This is a genomic window from Puribacter membranae, assembly GCF_055380425.1.
This window is the reverse complement of sequence record NZ_AP040167.1, coordinates 1945155-1967595: the sequence shown is the minus strand read 5'-3', so window position 1 is coordinate 1967595 and position 22441 is coordinate 1945155. Positions and strand designations below refer to the sequence as shown.

The 22441-nt window shown below is 51.8% G+C and carries 22 protein-coding genes; 13 read left to right on the top strand and 9 right to left on the bottom strand.

Annotated elements, in window-relative coordinates:
* Nucleotides 1–153: 153 nt before the first annotated feature.
* Genes ACZ41M_RS09470 through ACZ41M_RS09460 form a run of 3 tightly spaced genes read left to right on the top strand, consistent with a single transcriptional unit; the run spans nucleotide 154 to nucleotide 3312 of the window.
* Entirely contained in the window at nucleotides 154–549 is a 396-nt protein-coding gene (locus ACZ41M_RS09470) for a c-type cytochrome (protein WP_464731400.1), read from the top strand.
* Complete coding sequence (locus tag ACZ41M_RS09465) at nucleotides 546–1994, top strand: D-arabinono-1,4-lactone oxidase (RefSeq protein ID WP_464731401.1); 1449 nt, start codon at nucleotides 546–548, stop codon at nucleotides 1992–1994. The genes ACZ41M_RS09470 and ACZ41M_RS09465 overlap by 4 nt, the downstream gene beginning before the upstream one ends.
* A gap of 25 nt (nucleotides 1995–2019) precedes the next feature.
* Entirely contained in the window at nucleotides 2020–3312 is a 1293-nt protein-coding gene (locus ACZ41M_RS09460) for an alanine racemase (RefSeq protein WP_464731402.1), read from the top strand.
* 20 nt (nucleotides 3313–3332) lie between these two features.
* On the opposite strand, the gene ACZ41M_RS09455 is transcribed toward ACZ41M_RS09460, so the two are convergent.
* The 3 genes from ACZ41M_RS09455 to ilvA form a co-directional block, all read right to left on the bottom strand.
* Nucleotides 3333–4691 (bottom strand): DUF3422 family protein, encoded by a 1359-nt coding sequence (locus ACZ41M_RS09455; protein WP_464731403.1) that lies wholly within the window; start codon nucleotides 4689–4691, stop codon nucleotides 3333–3335.
* 6 nt (nucleotides 4692–4697) lie between these two features.
* Entirely contained in the window at nucleotides 4698–5348 is a 651-nt protein-coding gene (locus ACZ41M_RS09450; RefSeq protein WP_464731404.1) for an MBL fold metallo-hydrolase, read from the bottom strand.
* 68 nt (nucleotides 5349–5416) lie between these two features.
* Complete coding sequence (gene ilvA / locus ACZ41M_RS09445; RefSeq protein WP_464732161.1) at nucleotides 5417–6955, bottom strand: threonine ammonia-lyase, biosynthetic; 1539 nt, start codon at nucleotides 6953–6955, stop codon at nucleotides 5417–5419.
* Between the two features lie 256 nt (nucleotides 6956–7211).
* On the opposite strand from ilvA, the gene ACZ41M_RS09440 reads away from it, so the two are divergent.
* Nucleotides 7212–7712, top strand: coding sequence for a YqaA family protein (locus ACZ41M_RS09440; RefSeq protein ID WP_464731405.1), 501 nt, complete (start codon nucleotides 7212–7214; stop codon nucleotides 7710–7712).
* 97 nt (nucleotides 7713–7809) lie between these two features.
* Here the strand turns inward: ACZ41M_RS09440 and gyrB are convergent, their stop codons facing one another.
* From gyrB to dnaA, 3 genes are all read right to left on the bottom strand, one after another.
* On the bottom strand, nucleotides 7810–10254 hold the full coding sequence (gyrB, locus tag ACZ41M_RS09435; RefSeq protein ID WP_464731406.1) for a DNA topoisomerase (ATP-hydrolyzing) subunit B: 2445 nt from the start codon (nucleotides 10252–10254) through the stop codon (nucleotides 7810–7812).
* Nucleotides 10255–10356: 102 nt separating this feature from the next.
* Complete coding sequence (gene dnaN / locus ACZ41M_RS09430; RefSeq protein WP_464731407.1) at nucleotides 10357–11469, bottom strand: DNA polymerase III subunit beta; 1113 nt, start codon at nucleotides 11467–11469, stop codon at nucleotides 10357–10359.
* Between the two features lie 240 nt (nucleotides 11470–11709).
* Nucleotides 11710–13206 carry a chromosomal replication initiator protein DnaA gene (dnaA, locus tag ACZ41M_RS09425; protein ID WP_464731408.1) on the bottom strand — a complete coding sequence of 499 codons (1497 nt, stop codon included), beginning with the start codon at nucleotides 13204–13206 and terminating at the stop codon, nucleotides 11710–11712.
* A 600-nt stretch (nucleotides 13207–13806) separates the two neighbouring features.
* Between dnaA and rpmH the strand changes: the two genes are divergently transcribed.
* The 6 genes from rpmH (at nucleotide 13807) to ACZ41M_RS09395 (ending at nucleotide 19117) form a co-directional block, all read left to right on the top strand.
* On the top strand, nucleotides 13807–13941 hold the full coding sequence (gene rpmH / locus ACZ41M_RS09420; protein ID WP_464731409.1) for a 50S ribosomal protein L34: 135 nt from the start codon (nucleotides 13807–13809) through the stop codon (nucleotides 13939–13941).
* 150 nt (nucleotides 13942–14091) lie between these two features.
* A complete protein-coding gene (rnpA, locus tag ACZ41M_RS09415) occupies nucleotides 14092–14616 on the top strand; it encodes a ribonuclease P protein component (RefSeq protein ID WP_464731410.1) in 525 nt (174 codons plus the stop codon).
* Between the two features lie 4 nt (nucleotides 14617–14620).
* Complete coding sequence (gene yidD / locus ACZ41M_RS09410) at nucleotides 14621–14917, top strand: membrane protein insertion efficiency factor YidD (RefSeq protein ID WP_464731411.1); 297 nt, start codon at nucleotides 14621–14623, stop codon at nucleotides 14915–14917.
* 143 nt (nucleotides 14918–15060) lie between these two features.
* Entirely contained in the window at nucleotides 15061–16719 is a 1659-nt protein-coding gene (gene yidC, locus ACZ41M_RS09405) for a membrane protein insertase YidC (protein WP_464731412.1), read from the top strand.
* A 356-nt stretch (nucleotides 16720–17075) separates the two neighbouring features.
* On the top strand, nucleotides 17076–18599 hold the full coding sequence (locus tag ACZ41M_RS09400; protein ID WP_464731413.1) for a BCCT family transporter: 1524 nt from the start codon (nucleotides 17076–17078) through the stop codon (nucleotides 18597–18599).
* A gap of 116 nt (nucleotides 18600–18715) precedes the next feature.
* Nucleotides 18716–19117 carry a cytidine deaminase gene (locus ACZ41M_RS09395; RefSeq protein WP_464731414.1) on the top strand — a complete coding sequence of 134 codons (402 nt, stop codon included), beginning with the start codon at nucleotides 18716–18718 and terminating at the stop codon, nucleotides 19115–19117.
* Here the strand turns inward: ACZ41M_RS09395 and ACZ41M_RS09390 are convergent, their stop codons facing one another.
* Nucleotides 19118–19708, bottom strand: coding sequence for a 3'-5' exonuclease (locus ACZ41M_RS09390; RefSeq protein WP_464731415.1), 591 nt, complete (start codon nucleotides 19706–19708; stop codon nucleotides 19118–19120).
* Nucleotides 19709–19823: 115 nt separating this feature from the next.
* Between ACZ41M_RS09390 and ACZ41M_RS09385 the strand changes: the two genes are divergently transcribed.
* From ACZ41M_RS09385 to ACZ41M_RS09375, 3 genes are read left to right on the top strand one after another with little or no spacing between them, the layout of a single operon-like run.
* Nucleotides 19824–19994, top strand: coding sequence for a DUF6693 family protein (locus ACZ41M_RS09385; protein WP_464731416.1), 171 nt, complete (start codon nucleotides 19824–19826; stop codon nucleotides 19992–19994).
* A gap of 35 nt (nucleotides 19995–20029) precedes the next feature.
* Complete coding sequence (locus ACZ41M_RS09380; RefSeq protein WP_464731417.1) at nucleotides 20030–20341, top strand: hypothetical protein; 312 nt, start codon at nucleotides 20030–20032, stop codon at nucleotides 20339–20341.
* Nucleotides 20342–20369: 28 nt separating this feature from the next.
* Nucleotides 20370–20597, top strand: a complete 228-nt coding sequence (locus ACZ41M_RS09375) for a LapA family protein (protein ID WP_464731418.1) — start codon at nucleotides 20370–20372, stop codon at nucleotides 20595–20597.
* Nucleotides 20598–20740: 143 nt separating this feature from the next.
* Here ACZ41M_RS09375 and ACZ41M_RS09370 read toward each other — a convergent pair whose 3' ends face one another.
* Together ACZ41M_RS09370 and ACZ41M_RS09365 are read right to left on the bottom strand one after the other, a co-directional pair.
* Entirely contained in the window at nucleotides 20741–21649 is a 909-nt protein-coding gene (locus ACZ41M_RS09370) for a ParB/RepB/Spo0J family partition protein (protein ID WP_464731419.1), read from the bottom strand.
* 12 nt (nucleotides 21650–21661) lie between these two features.
* The gene (locus ACZ41M_RS09365; RefSeq protein WP_464731420.1) at nucleotides 21662–22426 is read right to left on the bottom strand and encodes a ParA family protein; all 765 of its coding nucleotides are present in this window, start codon (nucleotides 22424–22426) and stop codon (nucleotides 21662–21664) included.
* Nucleotides 22427–22441: the final 15 nt, after the last annotated feature.

Here is a 22441-nt window from a genome sequence, read left to right as displayed (position 1 = left end):
ATACAAGCACATTTTGGCACAAAACCCCCGCCCGCGCCCAAGTGACTCGATGACGCACCCTAAAAATTGCGTGAGTATTGGCATAAAAGAGCGCAACAGCGTCTAACTGATGATAAACTTCACGAAAATAATACATCCTTACAGGAGACAACCATGCACCTTGGCACAGGGCTGCGCAAGGCAATGGCGTTACTACTCAGCCTCTGGCTGCTCAACGCCTGCTCGCCCGAAAAACCCGCCGTCGTCAAACCGACGCTACAAGAAATCCAAGCGCAACGCGTGCGTGAAGCCCTACGACCGCAGGATGTGAAGCTGGCCGCCAAATACAGTCGCTCTTGCCTGATGTGCCACACCAGCCCCGACGCCAAAGCACCGCTGGTGCACGATCGCGCCGACTGGCAAAAACGCATCGCCGAGCGCGGTTTGGACACCGTCCTCAGCCATGCACAAATCGGTTTTAACGCCATGCCGCCCCAAGGCCAATGCATGGACTGCAGCGAAGCCGAGCTCAAAGCCTTGACCCGATTCATGATGGGAGACACGCCATGAACCCAGTGAGCATGCACAGCCCAAACAACCCCGACCGCCGCGCTTTTCTGAAAAATGCCAGCGCGGCGGTCGGTACCGTCGCCTTGGGCGGCGTGGCAACCACGCTCAGCGGCTGTGGCAACGCCGTTGCGCCACAAACCACCGCAGGCGAGCAAGCGCGCCTACAAGCCGGACTGGGACAATTGACCTGGAACAACTGGTCAGAAGGCCAAACCTGCCACCCGCAAGCCATCCTCACACCGACCTCCGAAGCCGAATTGGCGCAGATCATCCGCAACGCACCGAATGTGCGCTTCGTCGGCTCCGGCCACTCCTTCATGCCACTGGTCTGCACCGAACAAACCATCGTATCGCTTGACCCGCTGGCGGGCGTGATGGCGCACGATGCACAAAAAGTCACCGCCACGGTACTCGGCGGTACAAAATTATCCCAACTGGCACGTGATTTGGAGGTCATCGGTCAAGAAACCATCAATCTGCCCGATGTGCTGTATCAAAGTCTGGCCGGTGCAATGAGTACCGCGACCCACGGCACGGGCAAAGACACCTGCGCCATGCACCATTACGCCACGCAAATCAAGCTGATGACCGCCGACGGCCAGATTTTGACCTGCAACGCGCAGGAAAACGCCGATGTCTGGTCTGCGGCCCAAGTCTCGCTCGGCGCGCTCGGTGCAATCACCGAAGTCACCTTGCAAAACCGTCCGGCGCGCCAGCTGCATCGCAAAGTCTGGGTACAAACATTACAATCGGTTTTGCGCGACGGCGCGACGCTGTTTGAACAACTCGAACATTTTGAGCTGCTGTACCTGCCGCACACCGGTTTTTGCATCCTGATTTCGCACACGCCGTACGAAGGCGAAATGGAACCGCGCTTGGCCTCGATGGACGATGATGGCTTGAACGATTTGAAACAATTGCGCGATAAAGTACCCGCCTTTTTGCGTCCGCTGTTTGCGCGGTTTTTGATCAAGGACGGCGAAGTGCTGGAAGAGGCGAAAGACCAATCGTGGCGCGTACTCGCGCAACCGCGTCCGAGCAAATTCAACGAGTCCGAGTACCACATCCCGAAGGAGCACGGTTTCGCCTGCTTTGAGCGAGTGTGCGCGACGATGGATCAAATGCCGGACACCTACTATCCGATCGAATTTCGCCTGACCAAAGGCGACGATGCGTGGCTCTCGCCGTTTTACCAGCGCGACTGCCACTCGATCGCGGTACACGCCAGCCACGTCGAGCCGCATGATTATTTAATCGGCACCATCGGCCCGATTTTTAAACACTTTGGTGGGCGACCGCATTGGGGTAAACTCAACGACTTGGGCTTTAAAGAATTGGCCGAACTGTACCCGCGCTGGCAGGATTTTCTGCGCATTCGCGCGCAACTTGACCCGCGTGGTAAGTTTGTCAACGACTACACCCGTCGGATTTTTAATTTGGCTTGATTGAATTTAAAAAGGAAATGCGCTCATGCTGTCACGACGACAATTTTTAGGCGGCGCGCTCGCCGCAGGTGTTGGCTTGGGCATCGGCTATGCGCTCAAACCGCGCGCTGGTCGCGGCACGCACGACGCCTATTTCACGCAACTGTCGCAGGCGCTGCACGCCGCGGGTGTCGGCAGTCCGACCTTGATCTGGGACAAGGCGCGCAGCGAACACAATCTGCGCACCATTGCCGAGCAGGTTGGCGAGCGCAAACACCTGCGCATCGTCGCCAAATCCTTGCCTTGCCTGCATTTACTCGAACACACCGCAAAGGCGTGGCATACGCAGCGACTCATGGTGTTCAACTATCCGATGCTGCTCACGCTCGCGCAGTTCATGCCGCAGGCCGACTTGTTGCTCGGCAAACCGCTCAGCGCTGTGGAGCTACCGAGTTTTTTCACCCGTCTGAGCCAAACGCGCGCAGCCGAATTTAACCCCGAGCGGCAAATCCAATGGCTGGTGGACACGCCCGAAACCCTGCAAGCCTACTTGCAATTTGCCCGTGCGCAGGGCAAAACGCTACGGCTGAATATTGAAATCGATGTGGGCTTACATCGCGGCGGCGTCACCCATACAGAAACGCTCAACACCATGCTGGACATGATTTCGAACGAGCCGCTGGCGCAGTTTTCCGGCCTGATGGGCTATGATGCGCACATCGTCAAAGTGCCGAATCTGCTGCACAACCGCGCCCATACCGAAGCCCACGCCAAAGCGCTGTACCGCGAATTTCGCGAATTCGCCCTGCGCCATCCGGCCAGCCGCCTTGCGCCCGAGCAATTGACCCTGAATACCGCCGGTTCGCCGACCTATCGCCTGCACCTCGACAACCCCGATGTGAACGAATTGGCCATCGGCTCGGCCGTGGTCAAGCCGTCGGATTTCGATACGGAATTATTAAGTGATTTACAGGCTGCGCTGTTCATCGCCGCGCCAATCTTAAAAGTCGGTGAGTTTTCCCTGCCCTATGGCGCGCAAACGGTGTCTCGGTTGATACAAAAATGGGATGTCAACCAGCGCCAAAGCGTCATCATCCACGGCGGCGAATGGCGTGCGCAGGTGGCCTCACCCGAAGGCGTGCGCAGCAGCGAGCTGTACGGCCCATCGACCAATCAAAAGGTGCTGACCGCCGCGCCGAATTTCGCCTGCCGCGCGGGCGATTATGTATTTTTTCGCCCGACGCAAAGCGAGATGCTGATGCTGCAATTCGGCGCGCTCGCGGTGTACGATCAGGGTCGCATCAGCGAGCAATGGCCGGTGTTTCCGGCGTCGGCTTAAACATTTTTGGCGAAACCATATCATTCCTCATCCAAATGCGTTGAGGCATTGATGCGATGCAGGATTTTTTTCTGCAAGTACCAAATCAGCGCAGCTACCGGCAAAACGAGCAGCCCCATCACCGTGTATTTGTCGTCGCCATGCAGGAAAATCGCCAGCAGATAGCCCAGCACGCCGATGGCGTAGTAGGTCAGCGCGACGATGGAAATGCCTTCCACCGTTTTCTGCATTTTCAATTGCATTTTCGCGCTGTGGTTCATACCCGCGAGCATTTCGCTGTTTTGCAACTGCATGTGCACATTGATTTCGGTGCGCAGCAATTCGGCAATGCGATCAACGCGCTGGGAAATATCCTCCAGCCGCGCGCGCAAGGCGGAAAAAGTACGAATCGCCGGCCCCAAACGCCGCTCAACGAAGGTTTGCAGGCGTTGCAGACCGCCGAGTTTTTCCTCATTGAGTTTTTCGTAAGAGAATTTGACCAGCTCGTAGTAGGCTTGGCTGGCGGAAAAACGCGAGGACAATTGATTGCGGTGACTCTCGACCTGCTGCGCGATGGCGAGCAGATCGTTGAGCAAATCGTGTTGCTTTTCCGCCGAATCCGAATCGGCAATTTCATCCAAAATCCGCACCAGCCGCGCATCGGCCTGAGACAGGGTTTTGCTCACCGCGCGCGTCACATCCAGCGGTATCAGCGCCGTGATGCGGTAATTTTCCATCTCCAGCAGGCGCGTGACCACGCGCCCCGCATCCGCCGGATTGAGCGCATGACTGACCACCAAAAAGCGCGAGTAGCCCTGCGCGTCGAGCTTGAAATCCGAGTAGGCTTCGGCGCGGCGCCCCATAATCCATGAGCCGTAAATGGCTGCCGAGCCGTTGATGTCGCTAAATTGCGCACCAATGTGGCTGTTCGGAAGCTCCGTTGTCGGTTCGTCCGCACGGCTGCCATCCGCCGGATGGAGCAACAGATGAATGCGGGTTTTGACCAATAAGTTCGGCTCCAATGCCTGCAACAAGCCATCCTCAATGATGCCCAGCGGGTTGTCGCCAAATAGTTCGGCCTCGGGGGAAATGGATTGCGCGATGGTGAGCGTATCAAACTCGGTGTGCTGCTCAAAACGGATGTGATAGTTTTGGCAGGTGTATTCAAAAAACGTGTTTTGTTTATTGCTTGGATTCACGCCTTGGCGATTGGCCAGCGCTTTGGCCAAATCGAGCAGCGCGGAGGATTGCCGATCACCGCGCCAATACAGGATGTGCCCGACCGCACAAGGCACGGGCAAGCTCAAATACGGCCGTGCGTGGGTTTCCTGATACAGATTGGTGCGGTTGACTTCACTCATGGTTTTGCCTTGTTCAATGGCCAATAGCCACTCGGTCATCGACGCTTAAATTAAAAACGGATTATTCAGTCGCTCATGACCCAATGTAGACATCGCCCCATGACCGGAAATAAACTGCACATCGTCGCCCAAAGGCAACAGTTTGGTGTTGATCGCCGCGATCAGGTCGCCGTGATTGCCACCCGGAAAATCGGTACGACCAATCGAGCCTTTGAACAACACATCACCGACCCACGCCACACGCATGCCATCATGAAAAAACACCACATGACCCGGCGTATGGCCGGGGCAATGCAATACCTGCAAACGCTGCGCGCCGATCTGTATTTCATCACCGTCCTGCAAATAACGCGTCGGCGCGAATGCTTTGGCCTCGCCAAAACCATAGGCACGCGCCCGCGCGGGCAAGTCGTCCAGCCAATACTGATCTGCCGAATGCGGCCCGATGATCGGGACAACGTGTCCTGTTGCCGATTGCAGTGCCGCCGCCAAAGCCGGCGCACCGGCAGCGTGATCCAAATGACCGTGCGTGAGCAAAATCTGCTCGACGTTCGCATTCATCTGACGTACCGCCTGCATGATGGCGTCCACATCACCGCCCGGATCAACCACCGCAGCCGCATTTGTCTGCGTACACATGATGATGGAGCAGTTTTGTGCAAACGGCGTCACGGGAATAACATGAATTTTTAACATAGGCTGAGGGTCGGGTCTATTCATTTCAAATGGATTATTGAATCAAAAATTTTTATGTTTTCAGGCGTTTATGCTTTAAGAAATAATTGATACACCAGATTATCGGTTTCGTCCCAATGACGATACCCTAAGCCGGTGACAAATTTCTTAAATTGCGCGCGCTCTTTGACCGGCACCTGAATCCCGACCAAAATACGGCCAAAATCGCCGCCCATATTGCGGTATTGGAACAATGAAATATTCCAATGCGGCGACACTTCACTCAAAAAGTGCATCAACACGCCCGGACGCTCGGGAAACTCGAAGCGGTAAATCAGCTCATCCGTTATCGAGGCGCTGGCGCCGCCAATCATATTGCGCACGTGTTGTTTGGCCAACTCGTTGTGCGTCAAATCCAATGTGTTAAAGCCTTTTTTGCTGAATTTCTCAGCGATTTTGATCGATTCCTGCGCATTATTGACCGCAATGCCGACCATGATGTGCGCCGCCTTGGTCTCGTTCATGCGGTAGTTGAATTCGGTCACGCTGCGCTCCTGCCCAACCAGCTCGCACAGACGCAGAAACGAGCCGCGCTCTTCGGGAATAGTCACCGCAAACAGCGCCTCGCGTGACTGACCGACTTCCACCCGATCGGCGACAAAACGCAAACGGTCAAAGTTGGTATTCGCGCCCGAAGCAACTGCAATCAAATTCTTGTTTTTCAATTGGTGTTGCTCCACATAGGCTTTCAATCCGGCCAATGCCAGCGCACCTGAAGGCTCCAGAATCGAGCGTGTGTCCTGAAACACATCTTTGATCGCCGCGCAAATCGCGTCGGTATCGACCAAAATGATTTCATCGACCAAATCCTTGGCCAAGCGGAAGGTCTCCTTACCGACCTGTTTGACCGCCGTACCGTCGGCAAAGATTCCGACTTCTTTGAGCGTGACCCGTTTGCCCTCGTCAATCGAGCGTTTCATCGCGTCCGAATCAAAGGTCTGCACACCGATGATTTTCACCTCAGGGCGAATGCTTTTGATGTACGAGGCAATGCCGGTGATCGCGCCGCCACCCCCAATGGAAACGAACACCGCATCCAGCGGGCCTTCGGACGAATCGTATTGACGCAGAATTTCCATGCCGATCGTGCCCTGCCCCGCGATCACATCGGGGTCGTCAAACGGATGCACAAAGGTGAGCTTGCGCTCTTTTTCCAAATGTACCGCGTGCTCATACGCATCGGTATAGGAAGTACCGTGCAACACGACCTCGGCATATTCGCCGCCAAAGCGTTTAATCGCATCGACCTTGATCACCGGCGTGGTTTCCGGCACGACGATCACCGCCTTGCATTTGAGCTTGGCCGCAGAGTATGCCACGCCCTGCGCGTGATTGCCCGCCGAAGCAGTGATCACGCCCTGTTTAAGCTGCGCTGGCGTGAGTTGCGCCATTTTGTTGTACGCGCCGCGAATTTTGTACGAAAACACGGCATGCATATCCTCGCGTTTCAGATACACCTGATTGTGAATGCGGCGTGAAATTTGCGGCGCAAAATCCAACGGGGTTTCGGAGGTGATTTCATACACGCGCGCGGCGAGGGTTTTTTTCAGATAGTTGGTATAAGGCATGATGCGGTTCGGTGGATGGATGATTCGGGGTAGTGAATGCAAATGCGGCCAAGTTCGAGGCAACACCATGCCCTGACTGCCTTTGCCAAAGGTTAAAAGATACCACATCCGTACATGATTTGGCACACTACAGTGCACGAGAGCGCCCGATATGCGCATTTCTTACCTGTTTTGTCCCTATAATGCGCACTCAAATGTCGCTCGATAGACACGGGTTTTGACCAATTGCCTCACGGTTTTTTAATAGGAATCCCATATGCCTGAATGGTTGACTCATTTATTGGAATTTTTCTCGGTCTCATCGGTCGGGTTACCGGCGATTTTTGCGGTGTCTTTCACCTCAGCCACGTTGTTGCCGATGGCGACCGAACCGGTATTATTCGGCTTTGTCAAACTCAATCCGAATCTGTTTTGGGTGGCGATTTTGGTGGCGACCGTCGGTAATACCTTGGGTGGCATGGTGACCTATTTTATGGGCTACGGCGCGCGCGAACTGCTGGCTAAAGAGAAACCATCGGTGCATCTGCGTTGGTTGCAACGCCTCGGCGCACCGGTGTTGCTGTTCTCTTGGCTACCACTGATTGGCGACGCGCTGTGCGCGATGTCGGGCTGGCTGGAGCTGCATTGGAAACCGGTATTGTTTTGGATGACGGTCGGTAAATTTTTACGGTTTGTGTTGATGACCGCAGTCTTGCTGTGGGTTCCAGAATCTTTTTGGCACTGGATGCAGGGTTTGTTCTTATCGATTTTGCCGTGATTTTGTCATAATTTTGCTGTAAAACCGCCTGAGCATTTCATCATAAAAAAGCCTTTGCAATTGAACGCAAAGGCTTTTTTAGTAGCGATAGCAGCCATCAAATATCGATATTGTTCACATACACCGCATTGTTTTCGATAAATGCGCGACGCGGTTCCACATCGTCGCCCATCAGCGTGGAGAAAATCTCATCGGCATCAATCGCGTCTTCGATTCTCACTTGTAACAAGCGGCGCACCGAGGCGTCCATCGTAGTTTCCCACAGTTGCTCCGGATTCATCTCGCCCAGACCTTTATAACGCTGCTTGCTCACGCCGCGCTCGGCGTCCTCCAGCAACCATTTCATGGCCTGATGGAAGTCCTTCACGCGCGCTTGACGGGCTTTTTCACCCTCACCACGACTAACCGTCACGAACGCATCCGCGGTGTGGCTGTCCATGTATTGGCTCAAAACCTGCGCGCTATTGGTCAGGCTGAGATAATCCGCGCTGTGCGTGAATTCCTGTGTGATGTAGGACAATTTGATATTGCCAAAATGACGACGGTGAATCATCAAGCGTGGTTTATGCTGCTCGTCCGTTTGTACCATCACCTCCAGTTTGACATCGGCCTGATGCGAGAAATACTCGCGCAGCGCCTGTGCCGTCACATTGGCTGCGGTTTCATCACTCAAATCAATGCGCAAACCGTCGCTGATCGCGCGCAACAGCAATGGCTCGTGCGTGGATGACAGACGGCGAACAATCGCTTCAGCGGTCTGATATTGGCGTGCCAATTCGGCCAAGGTTTCACCCTGAATCAATTGACCGGTGTTGCTGGTGATGCTGGCTTTGTCCAAGGCAATGCGCAGCATATAAGCATTTAGTTCCGCGTCGTCCTTGATGTAACGCTCATCTTTGCCGTGTTTGATTTTGTACAACGGCGGTTGCGCGATGTAGATGTGGCCGCGTTCGACCAATTCGGGCATTTGTCGATAGAAGAAGGTCAACAACAGCGTACGAATGTGTGCGCCATCCACGTCCGCGTCGGTCATGATGATGATGCGGTGGTAGCGCAGTTTTTCCACGTTGTAGTCTTCTTTGCCAATGCCCGTGCCCAGCGCGGTAATCAGCGTGACCACCTCTTGGCTGGAGAGCATTTTGTCAAAGCGGGCTTTTTCCACGTTCAAAATTTTGCCTTTGAGCGGCAAAATCGCTTGGTATTTGCGATCGCGCCCTTGTTTGGCCGAACCGCCCGCAGAGTCACCCTCGACGATGAAGATTTCGGACAAAGCCGGATCTTTTTCCTGACAGTCAGCCAATTTACCCGGCAAACCCACACCGTCCAAAACGCCTTTGCGACGCGTCATTTCACGCGCACGACGTGCAGCATCGCGCGCCCGCGCGGCTTCAACAATTTTGTTACAAATGATTTTGGCTTCGTTCGGGTTTTCTTGCAAAAAGTCGTGCAATGCGCTGCTGACAACTTCTTCCACCGGCAGGCGCACTTCGGACGAAACCAGTTTGTCTTTGGTCTGCGAGGAGAATTTCGGCTCGGGTACTTTAACCGAGAGCACACAGGTCAAACCTTCGCGCATATCGTCACCTGTGGTTTCGATTTTGGCTTTTTTGGCAAAATCGTTTTCCTCGATATATTTGTTCATGATGCGCGTCATGGCGGCGCGCAGGCCGGTCAGATGTGTACCGCCATCGCGCTGGGGAATGTTGTTGGTAAAGCACAGAACGCTTTCGTTGTATGAATCATTCCACTGCATCGCGACTTCGACCGTAACATTGTCTTTCTCGCCGATGGCGTGAAATACTTTCGGGTGCAGCACAGTTTTGCTGCGGTTGATGTACTGCACAAAACCCGCAATCCCACCACTGAATGCGAAATTTTCCTCTTTGTTGGTGCGTAAATCGATCAAACGAATTTTCACGCCATTGTTCAAAAATGACAGTTCACGAATGCGTTTGGACAAAATTTCGTAATGGAAATTCACGTCGCCGAAAATTTCCGCGCTGGCGAGGAAATGCACCGTGGTGCCTTTTTTATCGGTCGTACCCGTTTTTTGCAAAGGTTCAACGCGTTCGCCGTGACGAAATTCCATCTGGAATTGCTCGCCATTGCGATAAATAGTCAATTTGAGCCAATCCGACAATGCATTGACCACGGACACACCAACTCCATGCAAACCACCGGAGACTTTGTAGCTGTTTTGGTCAAATTTACCACCGGCGTGCAATTCGGTCATAACGATTTCAGCCGCGCTGCGGTGAAATTCATCGTCTTTGTGAATGTCGGTCGGGATGCCACGACCGTTGTCCGAAATAGATACCGAATTATCCGGATGAATGGTGATGACGATGTCATCGCAATGACCCGCAAGCGCCTCGTCAATCGCGTTATCCAATACCTCAAACACCATGTGGTGCAAACCCGTTCCATCAGCGGTGTCACCGATGTACATACCGGGACGTTTGCGTACGGCTTCCAAGCCCTTGAGCATCTTGATCGAATCCGCACCATATTCGTTGTTTTGTGCGGTGATATGTTCTGTCATAAGCCTCTCTTTGCGCCGATCGTGTGGCATTTTGTGCCACGCATCGGCTGGGTATTTCCAACTAAATCTTTAAAATCAATTAGTTTACATCTCAAATATGCTTTAAATACGCATCGGCATGACCACGTATTTGAAACTCGGGTCTTGCGCTACCGTAATCAGTACGCTCTTGCTCGCGTCCACACCGAAATTAAGCTCAACGTTTTCGGTTTTTTGGTTGGACAATACATCGAGCAAATACATCACATTAAAGCCAATGTCCAAGCTATCGCCCGCGTAGCTGATGTCCAATTCTTCTTGTGCGTTTTCCTGATCGGTATTGGCCGAGCTGATTTTCAAGGCATCGGCTTCGATCAAACAACGCACGCCGCGAATTTTTTCATTGCTCAAAATCGCCACGCGCTGCAAAGCCTGCTGAAAATCGACACGGTTGATGCTGATTTGATTGGTGTAATCCTGTGGAATCACTTTTTTGTAATCAGGGAATTTGCCTTCAACCAATTTGGAGGTCAATTCGATATCGTTAAAAGTAAAACGAATTTGGTTCGCACCAATTTCAATCACGATTGCTTCTTCGGTGTCTTGTAACAAACGCTGCAATTCCATCACGGTTTTGCGTGGCAAAATGATATCGGTTTTTTCGCCCAAATCCTCGGCAACCGCTTCGCTGGCAAAGGCCAAACGATGACCGTCAGTCGCGACCACAGAAATCTGTTGTCCTTCAAAAATCATCAACATACCGTTCAGATAGTAACGAATGTCTTGTACCGCCATGGCATAGCTGGTTTTGTTCAACAGATCTTTGAAATGTTTTTGCGCGATGCTGATTTTTTGACCAAAGCTACCGGATAAGGTCATTTCTGGAAAATCATTGGCCGGTAAGGTTTGCAAATTGAATTTGCTTTTACCTGAGGCGATGGCGATTTTAGAATCGTTCAGTTTTAAGCTGACGTCTTTGCCATCGGGCAAGGCTTTCAAAATATCCAATAGTTTTTTCGCATTGACCGTGGTTTGAACCGTCGCATCATCGCTTTCCATCGGTACCGAAGTTTTGATTTGGATTTCAATGTCGGTACTGGTTAAGGTGAGCTGCTGATTTTCTTTTTTAATCAATACATTCGCTAATACGGGCAAGGTATGACGACGCTCGACAATGCCGCTGACCGTTTGCAAAGGATTCAAAAGGGTATCTTTGCCACATTTAACGAATTCCATATTAATAAATCCTTTATTTAAGAAAGATTCTGATAAGTACAGCTTTTTCAGTGGATAACTGACTCAATGCCAGACAATACGCTATTTTACCGTAGTTTTTACCTTGTGGATAATCTGTGTGCTGATTTTGGCCGTTAATTTTTTGTACCGGATCCTTTACAGTTGTACTGTAGTTATCCACACCCTTTTTGACTTATCCACAGTCTTGTTCACATCGTCAAATCGGGATTTGATTGGAGCCTATGTTTTTAATATTTGCTCCAATACGTGTAATTCATGTTGCAATTGGGTGTCGTTACCCTTGCGCTCGGCAATTTTGCGACAGGCGTGTAAAACCGTGGTGTGGTCACGTCCGCCAAAATGCGCACCGATTTCGGGCAAACTTTTTTGGGTCAACTCTTTGGTCAAATACATGGCGATTTGACGTGGCTCGGCAATTTTTTTCGGGCGTTTGGTCGAATACATATCGGCGACCTTGATTTTGTAAAAATCCGCCACGATTTTTTGGATGGATTCGATGGATATGTGCTCTTGGTTTTTCGAGAGTAAATCCTTCAAAGCCATCTTGGTATTGGGTAAATCAATCGGTGCATTGGTGAAGGTGCAGTAAGCGATCACTTTGCGTAAAGCGCCCTCCAATTCACGCACATTGGCACGCAATAGTTGTGCGATGAAGGTAGCCACTTCCTCGGGTAAAGCAACGCCTTCCAATTCGGCTTTTTTGAGCAAAATGCTCACGCGCATCTCAAATCCGGGCGGTTCAATCGCAATATCGATGCCGGACATGAAACGCGAACGCAGCCGTTCTTGTATGCCTTCCAAACTTTGCGGGTAGCGGTCGCTGGTGATGATGATTTGTTTGTGGTTGCGAATCATGGTTTCAAACAGTTCGAAAAATGCACCCTGCGTGCCGCTTTTATCGCCTTCGCCGAAAAATTGAATGTCATCGATCAGCAGTAAATCCAAATTGTGGTAGTAGTTTTTGAATTCTTCAAACTGATTTTTTTGATAGGCTTTGACTACTTCGCTGACGTAGGTGTTGGCGAATAGATAGCGAATTTTTTTGCTCGGATCGAGGCGATACACCTCGTTACCGATGGCTTGCATCAGGTGCGTTTTGCCTACGCCCACACCACCGTAGATAAAGAACGGGTTGTAACGCTGCCCCAACTGCTTGATGACCTCCAGCCCGACCATGCGCGCCATTTGGTTTGCATTGCCCGTTACCAGCGTGTCGAAATTGAGGTTTTTATCCAAATGGTGGTTTTTGTACAGATTGTTTTCTTTGTTTTTGCGTGAGCTGCTGGTTTCGTGAGGTTCAACGCTCACTTGGTGGGTTTTGGTGTCAGTGTTGGGTTCAATCGAATCCGCGTCAATATGGGTGACGGGATGCTTAGTCGATGATTTTTTTGTGGTCGTTGGCGTATTTTCAGCGCCAATTTCAGTATTAGAGCCGGTTGTTTTCGGTGATTTAGCGCCGCTTTTGGCGTTTTTGCTGCGCACCACAAATTGCAACTGCACCGCTTGCCCCCAATATTCTTGTGCCAGCATCTGAATGCGCGAACCGAATTGACGGGCGCAGCTTTCGGCCTTGATGCGGGTTGCGGCTGAAATGGTCAGCAGGTGTGTGGCTTCATCATAGGATTCGGGCGATAAATGCACGATCCATGCTTTGAATTGTTGAGGGGTCAATTCTTTTTGAAGTTGGTTGGAGCAGGCTTGCCAAAAGTGCAACATAATGTATTTCTAAAAATAAAGGGTCGGCCAATGACGCGTCAGTTGACAGGTCATGAGCCGAAGTATCCAAATTAAACTGTAAAATAAGCAAATACGCCGAATGCGCCATCGATCCGACGGATGCCATTGCTTGAAAAAGTGCGGATCGAAATCCTAAAACGGACATTCTAAAGCGGTGATCGTACCCAAAAATCCATAGCGTTCAATCTCTCAATCGCTGTGTGGCTCTTGATTGTAAAAATGTGTCGAGCGCGAAAATATAATGGCGGGCAATTTTGAGTATCTGTGGGTTATTTTACACGCTTTGGCGAATTTTTTAAAAAGTTATCCACAGTTTTCGCAAAAACAACGCTTTTGTTAGGGGTTGCCGCTTTAAGTTCTTGCTTTTATTAAAAAAATCAGGTTTAATGTCAGGTTCGTAAACGCTGGCGGGTTTTGTGAAACTCAATGAGCCGATCTGTTTTCATTTATTTGCTGTCCAATGGACAATGGATGCTCGTCATGAGCAAACAAAGCGGGTAAATCAGTAGAGCAGGGCTTGCTCAATCGTTGGTGTTTGAGTTATTGAAAGAATTTTGAAATTTTGTTTGGATAAAAATCATGAAACGTACTTACCAACCTTCAGTTGTTCGCCGCAAACGCACCCACGGTTTCCGCGCCCGTATGAAAACGGCCGGCGGTCGTGCTGTATTGAACGCGCGTCGTGCCAAAGGCCGCAAACGCTTGGCTGTTTAATCATTGATTGCGCTGATTCATGTCATTACTGTCATACATCGGCTGATCGAATACATGCGTTTACGCAGATACGTCACGGCATAGCCATCGTCGTATGATTTACTGCGGTAGATGACGTGAATGAATGGTTCATATTCGCTCAATGGATGTATGAATGTTTGTATGATTGCCCAGCACATCAAATCGTTCGGTTTGCCCCGAACACGCAAAATCACTAAAGCGGATGCATTTGCATCCGCTTTGCGCATGCGCGTGTGTGCGCGCACCGATGACTTCGTGCTGCATTTTATGGCGCATCGTGCGGGCGCGCAAAAAACTTCATCCAATCACTCTCCCGATAGCGATTTAACACAGGCTTGGCCGCAACTTGGTTTGGTGGTGTCCAAGCGTTTTGCCAAGCACGCGGTACGACGTAATCTGATCAAACGTTTGGCGCGTGAGCATTTTCGACAAAATGCGGGACAATTGAGTGCCGGTCTGTGGGTCGTGCGTTTGAATCGTTCGATCAACGGTGTGCCGCTCAGTCCAAACCAAAAGCGTCAATGGGCGGCGCAATTGGCGGATTTATTTGTACAGGGGCAGGATTTTGCCGTGCAGATGAGTCGACGCTCAATGGCTCGACCAACGCAGACGTCCGCTAATATCGTACCCAATCAAGTCAAAGGCGAGAATTGAGCCGATGAATCTCTTACAAACCAGCATACAAGCGCTTTCCAATCTGTTCAAACGCATTTTATTGTTGTTGGTGCGGGTGTATCAATTGGCCATCAGTCCATTGATGGCGAATCATTGCCGTTTTGAGCCGACTTGTTCGCGTTATGCTTTGATTGCGATCGAACGGCACGGCGTGCTCAAAGGCTCGTGGTTGGCGATTCGGCGCATTGGCCGTTGTCATCCCGGTTCGGCGGGTGGTTGGGATCCGGTGCCTGAAAAGGCACCGAAACATTCGGATCATGGCGACTGCGGCTGCCATTGAAGGTCAAGCGAGGCGAATCATCGGGTATTGCGTCGATGAAAACCCGCCGAAAGCCGCCGGAGTATTGGTATAATTGCCGCTTTGATTGTTCAGTTTGTCGGCTCAAGATGGCTTGGGCCGGAATATTATAGAAGAGACCGTTTATGAAAAATTTTAACCCGCGCACGATGTTGTGGTTGATATTCGCATCCTCATTGATTCTGCTGTGGAGCAATTATCAAGCATCGCTTGCGCCGAAAACTGCGGTTCAGACCACACAAAATGCGACGACCAATACGGGCACGGCGCCTGCGAATGCTGCGCCGGCAGCCGGTGCCAGCGGTACGGCAACGCCAACCGGTGCGTTGAGCCTATCCGGCCAGCCGTTGGTGTTGGAAAACGACGTATTGCAGTTGAATATCAATACCCAAGGCGGCGTGGTGCAGTATGCCATGCTCAAACAGTTTTTCAACTCAAAAAATTACGCGTTGAACACGGTGTTGTTCAACTCGAAAAGTCAAAATCCTGATGTGATTTCGCCGAATGAGATGTACGCCGGACGCAGTGGTCTGACCGATGTGGGGCTGGATCACACCACGCAATTTACCGCCGATACGCCATCTGCTGTGCTGCAAGAGGGTCAAAACGAGGCCAAGCTGGTACTGAGCGCGCAAAATAATGGCGTGACTTTGAAAAAAACCTACACGCTCAAACGCGGCAGCTATTTGATGGATGTGAATTACGAAGTCGAAAACGGCTCGGCACAAGCGATCAAACCGGATGTGTATATGGAGTTGGTGCGTGACGGTTCACAAATCGGTGATTCGCAGTTCTATGTGACCTACACCGGTCCGGTGGTGTATAACGAAGACAATAAATTCAAGAAAGTGCACTTCGAGGACATCGCCAAAGGTAAGCAAGACTACACCACGCAAGCCAAAACCGGCTGGGTCGGAATGTTGCAACATTATTTTGTCAGCGCGTGGGTGGTACCGGAAACGCGCGAGCGTACCTTCTACACCGGTGTGATTCAAAGTGGCAGCACACCGCTGGACAGCGTGTATCGTGTGGGTGAACGCATCAGTTTGGGCGAGATTGCGCCGGGTGCGAAAACCAGCTTTAATTCTCAACTGTACGTCGGTCCGCAAGATCAAAAAGTATTGGCGGGCATCGCCGAGGGCTTGGATTTGTCGGTGGATTACGGTTGGTTGACCATCATTGCCAAACCGCTGCACTGGTTCCTGAGCTTTTTGCATAGCTTTATCCCGAACTGGGGTTGGACGATTGTGGCTTTGACGATTTTGGTGAAATTGGCATTCTTCCCATTGGCGGCGGCGAGCTATAAATCGATGGCGAAAATGCGTAAATTAGCGCCGAAAATCAAGATGTTGCAAGAGCAATACGGCGACGACAAAATGAAGTTGAATCAAGAGACCATGGCTTTGTATCGTGCCGAGAAAGTCAATCCGGCGGGTGGCTGTTTACCGATTTTGGTGCAAATGCCGGTGTTCATTGCCTTATTTTATGTATTGCAATCTTCGGTCGAAATGCGTGGCGCACCGTGGATTGGCTGGATTAAGGATTTGTCCGTACCGGATCCGTGGTACATCTTGCCGGTGTTGATGGTGGCGACGATGTTGCTGCAAACGTGGTTGAATCCGAAACCGGCTGACCCGACGCAGGAAAAAATGATGTGGATTATGCCGTTTATGTTCGCATTTACCTTCTTTTTCTTCCCTGCAGGCTTGGTATTGTACTGGGTCGTCAGCAATATTTTCTCCATTGTTCAACAATGGGTGGTGACGAAAAAATACGGTCAGTAATCACTCGTTGTTTATATTGCTTTGTTTGGAAAACCCCGCATAACATCCGCTTATGCGGGGTTTTTTCATGGTGCTTGCGATTGCGCGCTGACGGATCGTGTCTTTTTCTGGCTTCACATTTGTGTGGCTTGATCTCCAAAAATGTGTCTGCGCCCACTCTATCCCCTCCGCGAAATGTCCCCATTCGCTTGTTAGCATAGCCCCCTGCTGTCGGCAACCGATGATTATACATACGAGAAAGTGTGTGCCGACTGTCTTTGAAAATCTGCGGCGTGTGCGGCTTGCGTTTCCTTAGCCATTTTTTTGTTCGGTCCGTTGATCGAAATGAGCGCCATTGTTAAAAAGGAGAATAATTGATGCAATTATTGATTTCAGCGGGATTGATTGCTCTGATTGTGCTGTGGGGGCTGATTGCTCCGGCTTCATTGGGCAGCACGTTTGATCAGGCTTTGGTCATTGCGACCAAAAACTTTGGCTGGTTGTATTTGTGGGTGGTGTTTGGCCTGGTTCTGTTGTCGGCTTTTTTGGCCTTGAGTCGCTACGGTGATTTGAAGCTGGGCGCGGAGGATGAGGAGCCGGAGTTTTCGCTGCTGTCATGGTTTGCAATGTTGTTTGCCGCCGGTATGGGGATTGGTTTGGTGTATTGGGGCGTGGCGGAGCCGCTGCTGCATTACCGCAGTGCGCCGCCGGGTATCGCCAACGGTACGCCGGAGGCGGCAAATGCGGCGATGCGTTATTCATTCTTCCACTGGGGTTTGCATCCGTGGGCGATTTATGGCGTGGTGGCCTTGTCAATTGCGTATTTTCAATTCCGTCACGGCAGCAAGGCCTTGGTCAGCTCGGCTACCAGCACCTTGCCGTGGCGCTGGGCGCAGCAGCTCTCACCGGTGTTTAATGTGATGGCGGTGGTGGCGACGGCCTTTGGTGTGGCGGCGTCACTCGGTATGGGCGCGTCGCAGATCAACAGCGGTTTGAACACGGTATTCGGTTTGCCGGTGTCGGTGTTTTGGCAGGCGGTTATTATTGTGGTGGTCACGGCGCTGTTTTTGATTTCAGCGGTCACGGGCGTGCATCGCGGGGTGAAGTGGTTGTCGCAGGCCAATTTGCTGCTGGCGGCTTTTTTGGCGTTGCTGGTATTTGTCTTCGGGCCGACCGTGGCGATTATTGACACCTTGACCTCGACGCTGGGTGCGTATTTGAGTGAATTGGTGCGCATGAGTTTGCGCCTGACACCGTTCCGTGATTCGGCATGGGTGGGCGACTGGACGGTGTTTTACTGGGCGTGGTGGATTGCGTGGTCTCCGTTCGTCGGTTTGTTCATCGCGCGCATTTCGCGTGGACGCACGATTCGCCAATTTTTACTCGGCGTGGTGATTGCGCCAACGTTACTGGGCTTTGCGTGGTTCAGTGTGTTCGGCGGTGCAGCTTTGCACAGTGAGATTTTCAATGGTTCGGGTTTGGCCGAAGTGGCCGGACAAAATAGCTCACAGGCTTTATTTGCTTTGTTGGGTGAGCTGCCGCTGGCTTGGCTGACTTCGATTTTGGCAACGATTTTGATTTTGGTGTTTTTCATCACTTCGGGTGACTCGGCGACCTTGGTTTTGGCGACTATGAGCACCGATGGCGATGTGAATCCGAAGAATCGTACCAAGATCATTTGGGGTGTATTGGTCTCGGGCATTGCTTTGGTGTTGCTGATGGCCGGTGGTCTGAAGGCGGTGCAAACGGCGACCATTGTGTTTGCCCTGCCGTTCAGCTTGGTGCTGGTGCTGATGGCGATCGCGCTGGTACGGGCGATACGGCAGGATTGGCAGGCACATGAGGTACGCGAACGACAATTGCGCAAGAAGATGGAGCGTTTGTTGCATCCGAGTGATTAAATAACGCATGCACTGAATGAAACCTCAAACCGAACTCGGTTTGAGGTTTTTTTATGCGCGCCGCGCGTGTACAATCAAACTTCATCCCATAATTATTTTGATAACAAGGAATTGCCATGAGCGATCACACATTACAAGAAAAACTTGAAGCCACGGCCAAGCAAGCCGCCAACACAAGCTATTCGCCGTACAGTCACTTTGCGGTAGGTGCGGCGATTTTAACCAGTGACGGGCGAATATTTGCCGGCGCGAATATTGAAAACGCTTCGTTCGGCCTGACCAACTGCGCCGAACGCACCGCGATTTTCAAAGCGATTTCCGAAGGCGCCACCGAAATCACGCAGGTGGTCGTGTACACGCCAACAGGCGAGCCGACCACGCCATGCGGCGCGTGTCGTCAAGTGATTCGCGAATTTGGTAAAAATGCCAAATGCGTGAGCATTTGTGATTCGGAGCAACGATTGGAAACCACCTTGGAAGCCCTGCTGCCGCAAAGCTTTGGTCCAGAGTATTTGTGATTAACTGTTTTGATTGTCGTGTGATTGTTGCCATGCGCGCAACATCTGCGCAAAAATATGCGCCTGCTCACGCGCATCGTCCAGAGCAATGTGCGTGTGTGGCAGGTTCTCTGGCAGCCACTCGGCGGGCAATTTCGGCTTGATCGTCTGCTTGAATGGCAAACCACTCAAGGCCATGCCAAAGGTTTTCATGTCCAACGCCGACCATGAAAACGGTGAACCGCCCGTGAAGCGCTGCAAATACCAAAACACAAAAGTGAAATCAAAACCTGCCGGATAACCGACGAAGACCGGCGCGCTGTGGTGCGCGCACAGATCGTAAACCCACGCCACATACGCCTTCATCGCCTGCTCCGGTGCAACCGGATTCTCACGACACGCCGCCCAAGCCTGCGGCTCACTGCGCCAAAATGCCGCCGTGATTGGATGCGCCTGCGCATCGGGCAAGGTCTCCAAATTCACCGAAAACTCACCGACCGATTCGCCCGCTGTATTCATCGCCACGCAGGCAAATGACAGCATCGAATGCGGCCCGGGAATCGGGCCGTCGGTTTCAATATCGGTGACGAAGTACAGTTCGGATTTGGCCATGATGTGATTCGATAGAAAAAGAGGCTCAATTATAAGCGATTCAATGCCACCCAAAGGTAGATACCGGTGTGCTAAGATGGAGAAAAATTCCACCACAATCTTTTTATGGAGCGCAATGATGACAAAGTACAAATTGGTAAATACCCTGAACATCGGTGATGTTTTGGTACAAACTTTGGTTTGGACGGTTTTGGTGGTGGTTACCTTTGGCTTGGCGCTGCCGTTTTTTATCTATTACTTTCTGCGTTTGATCATCAACAAGACGGAAATTCATGAGATTCCGTAAGTTCTGCGCTCGTCTTTATTCTTGCTAAATTTACGATGAAAACCATCATTTCTCAATTCTCGCTGTGGGTGATTATTTTTTTGGGCGTGTTCCTAACGCCTTTGTATTGGCTGCAATCATGGATGAGTGAGCAGACGCGGCAATTTGTCACCAGCTTGTCTGATCTAACGCTTCTGCTGATGCAGCGTACGGTTAAAATCCTTGGGTTGCCGATTGGGCAAACGCTTCATCAGCTATGGGATGGCGTACTCATGGGTACGGCCTTTTTGATTTTGCCGTGGGCAATTATTATCGCCTATCTGCTTTATCGGTTCGTGGTGTTTGTGTGGCGCAGATATATGTCGTGAGTAGGTACGCTTTTTTATGGAGGGGAAAATGAGAAACCTTTATCTGGCGTTGATTGCTGTACTGACATTGATTGTAGTGATTTTTGTGGTACAAAACTTTGGGCATGTGACGGTGGCTTTTCTCTCCTCAAGCATGAGCTTGCCGCTGTCGGTGTTGGCGTTGTTGATTTACCTTTTGGGTATGTTGACCGGTGGTTTGGTGCTTTCGTTGGTTCGGTCTTTGGCGCGCGGCGTAAAAAAGCCAACAGTGAAGTAAGGCTGTGTAACTACAATTAGCAATGTCATTGCATAATCGTGCGCCTGTTTTGGGGCGAAAGTTTGGACGGTTATGCTGCGCTAATCGCCCCCCACTATTCGATTCGGGTGGGTCACGCCACCCATCGTATTTTTGCGTGGCGTTTATTCTGCCTCCCCCACCATCTTGGCAATGATGCCATCCAGCACATCCAAGTTGCCAAACTGGATCACCATTTTGCCTTGATTCTTGGCGCCGACTTTGATCGCGACTTGCGCGCCGAGGGCGTCGGACAGGCGTTCTTGCAGGTGTAGGATGTCGCCGGAGATGACGCGTACTTTGGCGGGTTTGTCGCCCTCGCCTTTGAGCAGTTGCGCCACGCGTTTTTCGGCGTCGCGCACGGTGAGGCGGCGGTTGGCGATTTCTTGTGCGAGCATGATTTGTTGCGCCGAGTCGAGCGAGAGTAAGGCGCGGGCGTGTCCCATTTCGATGTCGCCGGCAAGGAGCATGGTTTGCACCGGTTGCGCGAGGTTGAGCAGGCGCAGTAGATTGGATACGGCGCTGCGCGAGCGACCAATGGCTTGGGCGCAGGTTTCGTGGGTGTAGTCGAATTCGCGGATGAGGCGTTGCAGGCCTTGTGCTTCTTCGAGTGGGTTGAGGTCTTCGCGCTGGATGTTTTCGATCAGGGCGAGTGAGAGTGCGTTTTTGTCGTCCACTTCTTTGATGAGCACGGGGACTTCGTCCAGTCCGGCGATGCCTGCGGCGCGGTAGCGTCGTTCACCAGCAATGATTTCGTAGCGCCCTTCGGCGATGGTGCGCACGATGATGGGTTGCATCAGGCCTTGTTCTTTGATGGATTCGGCCAATTCGTTGAGTGCGGTTTCGTCCATGTGGGTGCGCGGTTGGTATTTGCCAGCCTGGATTTGTTTGCGCGATAGCATGGTGAGTTGTCCGGCTGGGTTGGCTTCGGCTTGTTGGTGTTCGGCGGCGTGTTGCACATTCATTTGGTGCGATGCGCCGATGAGGACGTCGAGTCCGCGACCGAGGCCGCCTTTTTTGGGTTTGCTTGCCATGATGGGTTCCGTTTACAGTTTTTTGTTGAGCAGTTCTTGGGCGAATTCGAGGTAGGCTTGCGCGCCGCGTGAGCTGCGGTCGTAAATCACGCCGGGCAGGCCGTAGCTGGGAGCTTCGGCCAGGCGCACGTTGCGCGGAATGACGGTGTCGAATACTTTGTCGCCAAAGTGGGTTTTCAGTTGTGCCGAGACTTGCTGTTGCAAGGTGATGCGCGGGTCGAACATGACGCGCAGCAGGCAGATGATTTCGAGATCGGGGTTGAGGTTGCTGTGTAGGGTGCGGATGGTGTTGACCAAATCGGACAGCCCTTCGAGTGCGAAATATTCGCATTGCATCGGGATGAGGACGCCTTGCGCGCTGCATAGGCCGTTGAGCGTGAGCATGGAGAGCGATGGCGGGCAGTCGATGAGGATGTAGTCGTATTGGTCGGCAACTTGTGCCAATGCGTCGCGCAGGCGGTATTCACGCCGGTCAAAGTCTACCAGTTCTACCTCTGCGCCTGCTAAATCACGATTCGCGGCGAGTAGCGCGTAGCCGATTTCGGGTGGCTGGATGATGGCTTTTTGAATCTCTTTTAACCCGAGCAAGACGTGGTAGACGGTGGAGGGTAAGCTGTGTTTGTCCACGCCGCTGCCCATGGTGGCATTGCCTTGCGGATCGAGGTCGATCAGCAAAACGCGTTGGCCGAGCTGCGCGAGTGCTGCCGCGAGATTGACCGTGGTGGTGGTTTTGCCGACGCCGCCTTTTTGATTGGCCACACAGAAGATTTTCGTCATGGTTGTGCCTTTTCG

Excerpts from the sequence above, each read along its gene's own strand:
- ACZ41M_RS09465 (WP_464731401.1), top strand. The coding sequence starts at position 546 with ATGAACCCAGTGAGCATGCACAGCCCAAACAACCCCGACCGCCGCGCT.
- ACZ41M_RS09400 (WP_464731413.1), top strand. The coding sequence starts at position 17,076 with ATGCAATTATTGATTTCAGCGGGATTGATTGCTCTGATTGTGCTGTGG.
- ACZ41M_RS09440 (WP_464731405.1), top strand. The coding sequence starts at position 7,212 with ATGCCTGAATGGTTGACTCATTTATTGGAATTTTTCTCGGTCTCATCG.
- ACZ41M_RS09450 (WP_464731404.1), bottom strand. The coding sequence starts at position 5,348 with ATGTTAAAAATTCATGTTATTCCCGTGACGCCGTTTGCACAAAACTGC.
- ACZ41M_RS09385 (WP_464731416.1), top strand. The coding sequence starts at position 19,824 with ATGATGACAAAGTACAAATTGGTAAATACCCTGAACATCGGTGATGTT.
- ACZ41M_RS09380 (WP_464731417.1), top strand. The coding sequence starts at position 20,030 with ATGAAAACCATCATTTCTCAATTCTCGCTGTGGGTGATTATTTTTTTG.
- ACZ41M_RS09470 (WP_464731400.1), top strand. The coding sequence starts at position 154 with ATGCACCTTGGCACAGGGCTGCGCAAGGCAATGGCGTTACTACTCAGC.
- ACZ41M_RS09375 (WP_464731418.1), top strand. The coding sequence starts at position 20,370 with ATGAGAAACCTTTATCTGGCGTTGATTGCTGTACTGACATTGATTGTA.
- rnpA (WP_464731410.1), top strand. The coding sequence starts at position 14,092 with ATGAATGTTTGTATGATTGCCCAGCACATCAAATCGTTCGGTTTGCCC.
- ACZ41M_RS09455 (WP_464731403.1), bottom strand. The coding sequence starts at position 4,691 with ATGACCGAGTGGCTATTGGCCATTGAACAAGGCAAAACCATGAGTGAA.
- dnaA (WP_464731408.1), bottom strand. The coding sequence starts at position 13,206 with ATGTTGCACTTTTGGCAAGCCTGCTCCAACCAACTTCAAAAAGAATTG.
- gyrB (WP_464731406.1), bottom strand. The coding sequence starts at position 10,254 with ATGACAGAACATATCACCGCACAAAACAACGAATATGGTGCGGATTCG.
- ACZ41M_RS09370 (WP_464731419.1), bottom strand. The coding sequence starts at position 21,649 with ATGGCAAGCAAACCCAAAAAAGGCGGCCTCGGTCGCGGACTCGACGTC.
- ilvA (WP_464732161.1), bottom strand. The coding sequence starts at position 6,955 with ATGCCTTATACCAACTATCTGAAAAAAACCCTCGCCGCGCGCGTGTAT.
- rpmH (WP_464731409.1), top strand. The coding sequence starts at position 13,807 with ATGAAACGTACTTACCAACCTTCAGTTGTTCGCCGCAAACGCACCCAC.
- ACZ41M_RS09390 (WP_464731415.1), bottom strand. The coding sequence starts at position 19,708 with ATGGCCAAATCCGAACTGTACTTCGTCACCGATATTGAAACCGACGGC.
- ACZ41M_RS09395 (WP_464731414.1), top strand. The coding sequence starts at position 18,716 with ATGAGCGATCACACATTACAAGAAAAACTTGAAGCCACGGCCAAGCAA.
- dnaN (WP_464731407.1), bottom strand. The coding sequence starts at position 11,469 with ATGGAATTCGTTAAATGTGGCAAAGATACCCTTTTGAATCCTTTGCAA.
- ACZ41M_RS09365 (WP_464731420.1), bottom strand. The coding sequence starts at position 22,426 with ATGACGAAAATCTTCTGTGTGGCCAATCAAAAAGGCGGCGTCGGCAAA.
- yidD (WP_464731411.1), top strand. The coding sequence starts at position 14,621 with ATGAATCTCTTACAAACCAGCATACAAGCGCTTTCCAATCTGTTCAAA.
- yidC (WP_464731412.1), top strand. The coding sequence starts at position 15,061 with ATGAAAAATTTTAACCCGCGCACGATGTTGTGGTTGATATTCGCATCC.
- ACZ41M_RS09460 (WP_464731402.1), top strand. The coding sequence starts at position 2,020 with ATGCTGTCACGACGACAATTTTTAGGCGGCGCGCTCGCCGCAGGTGTT.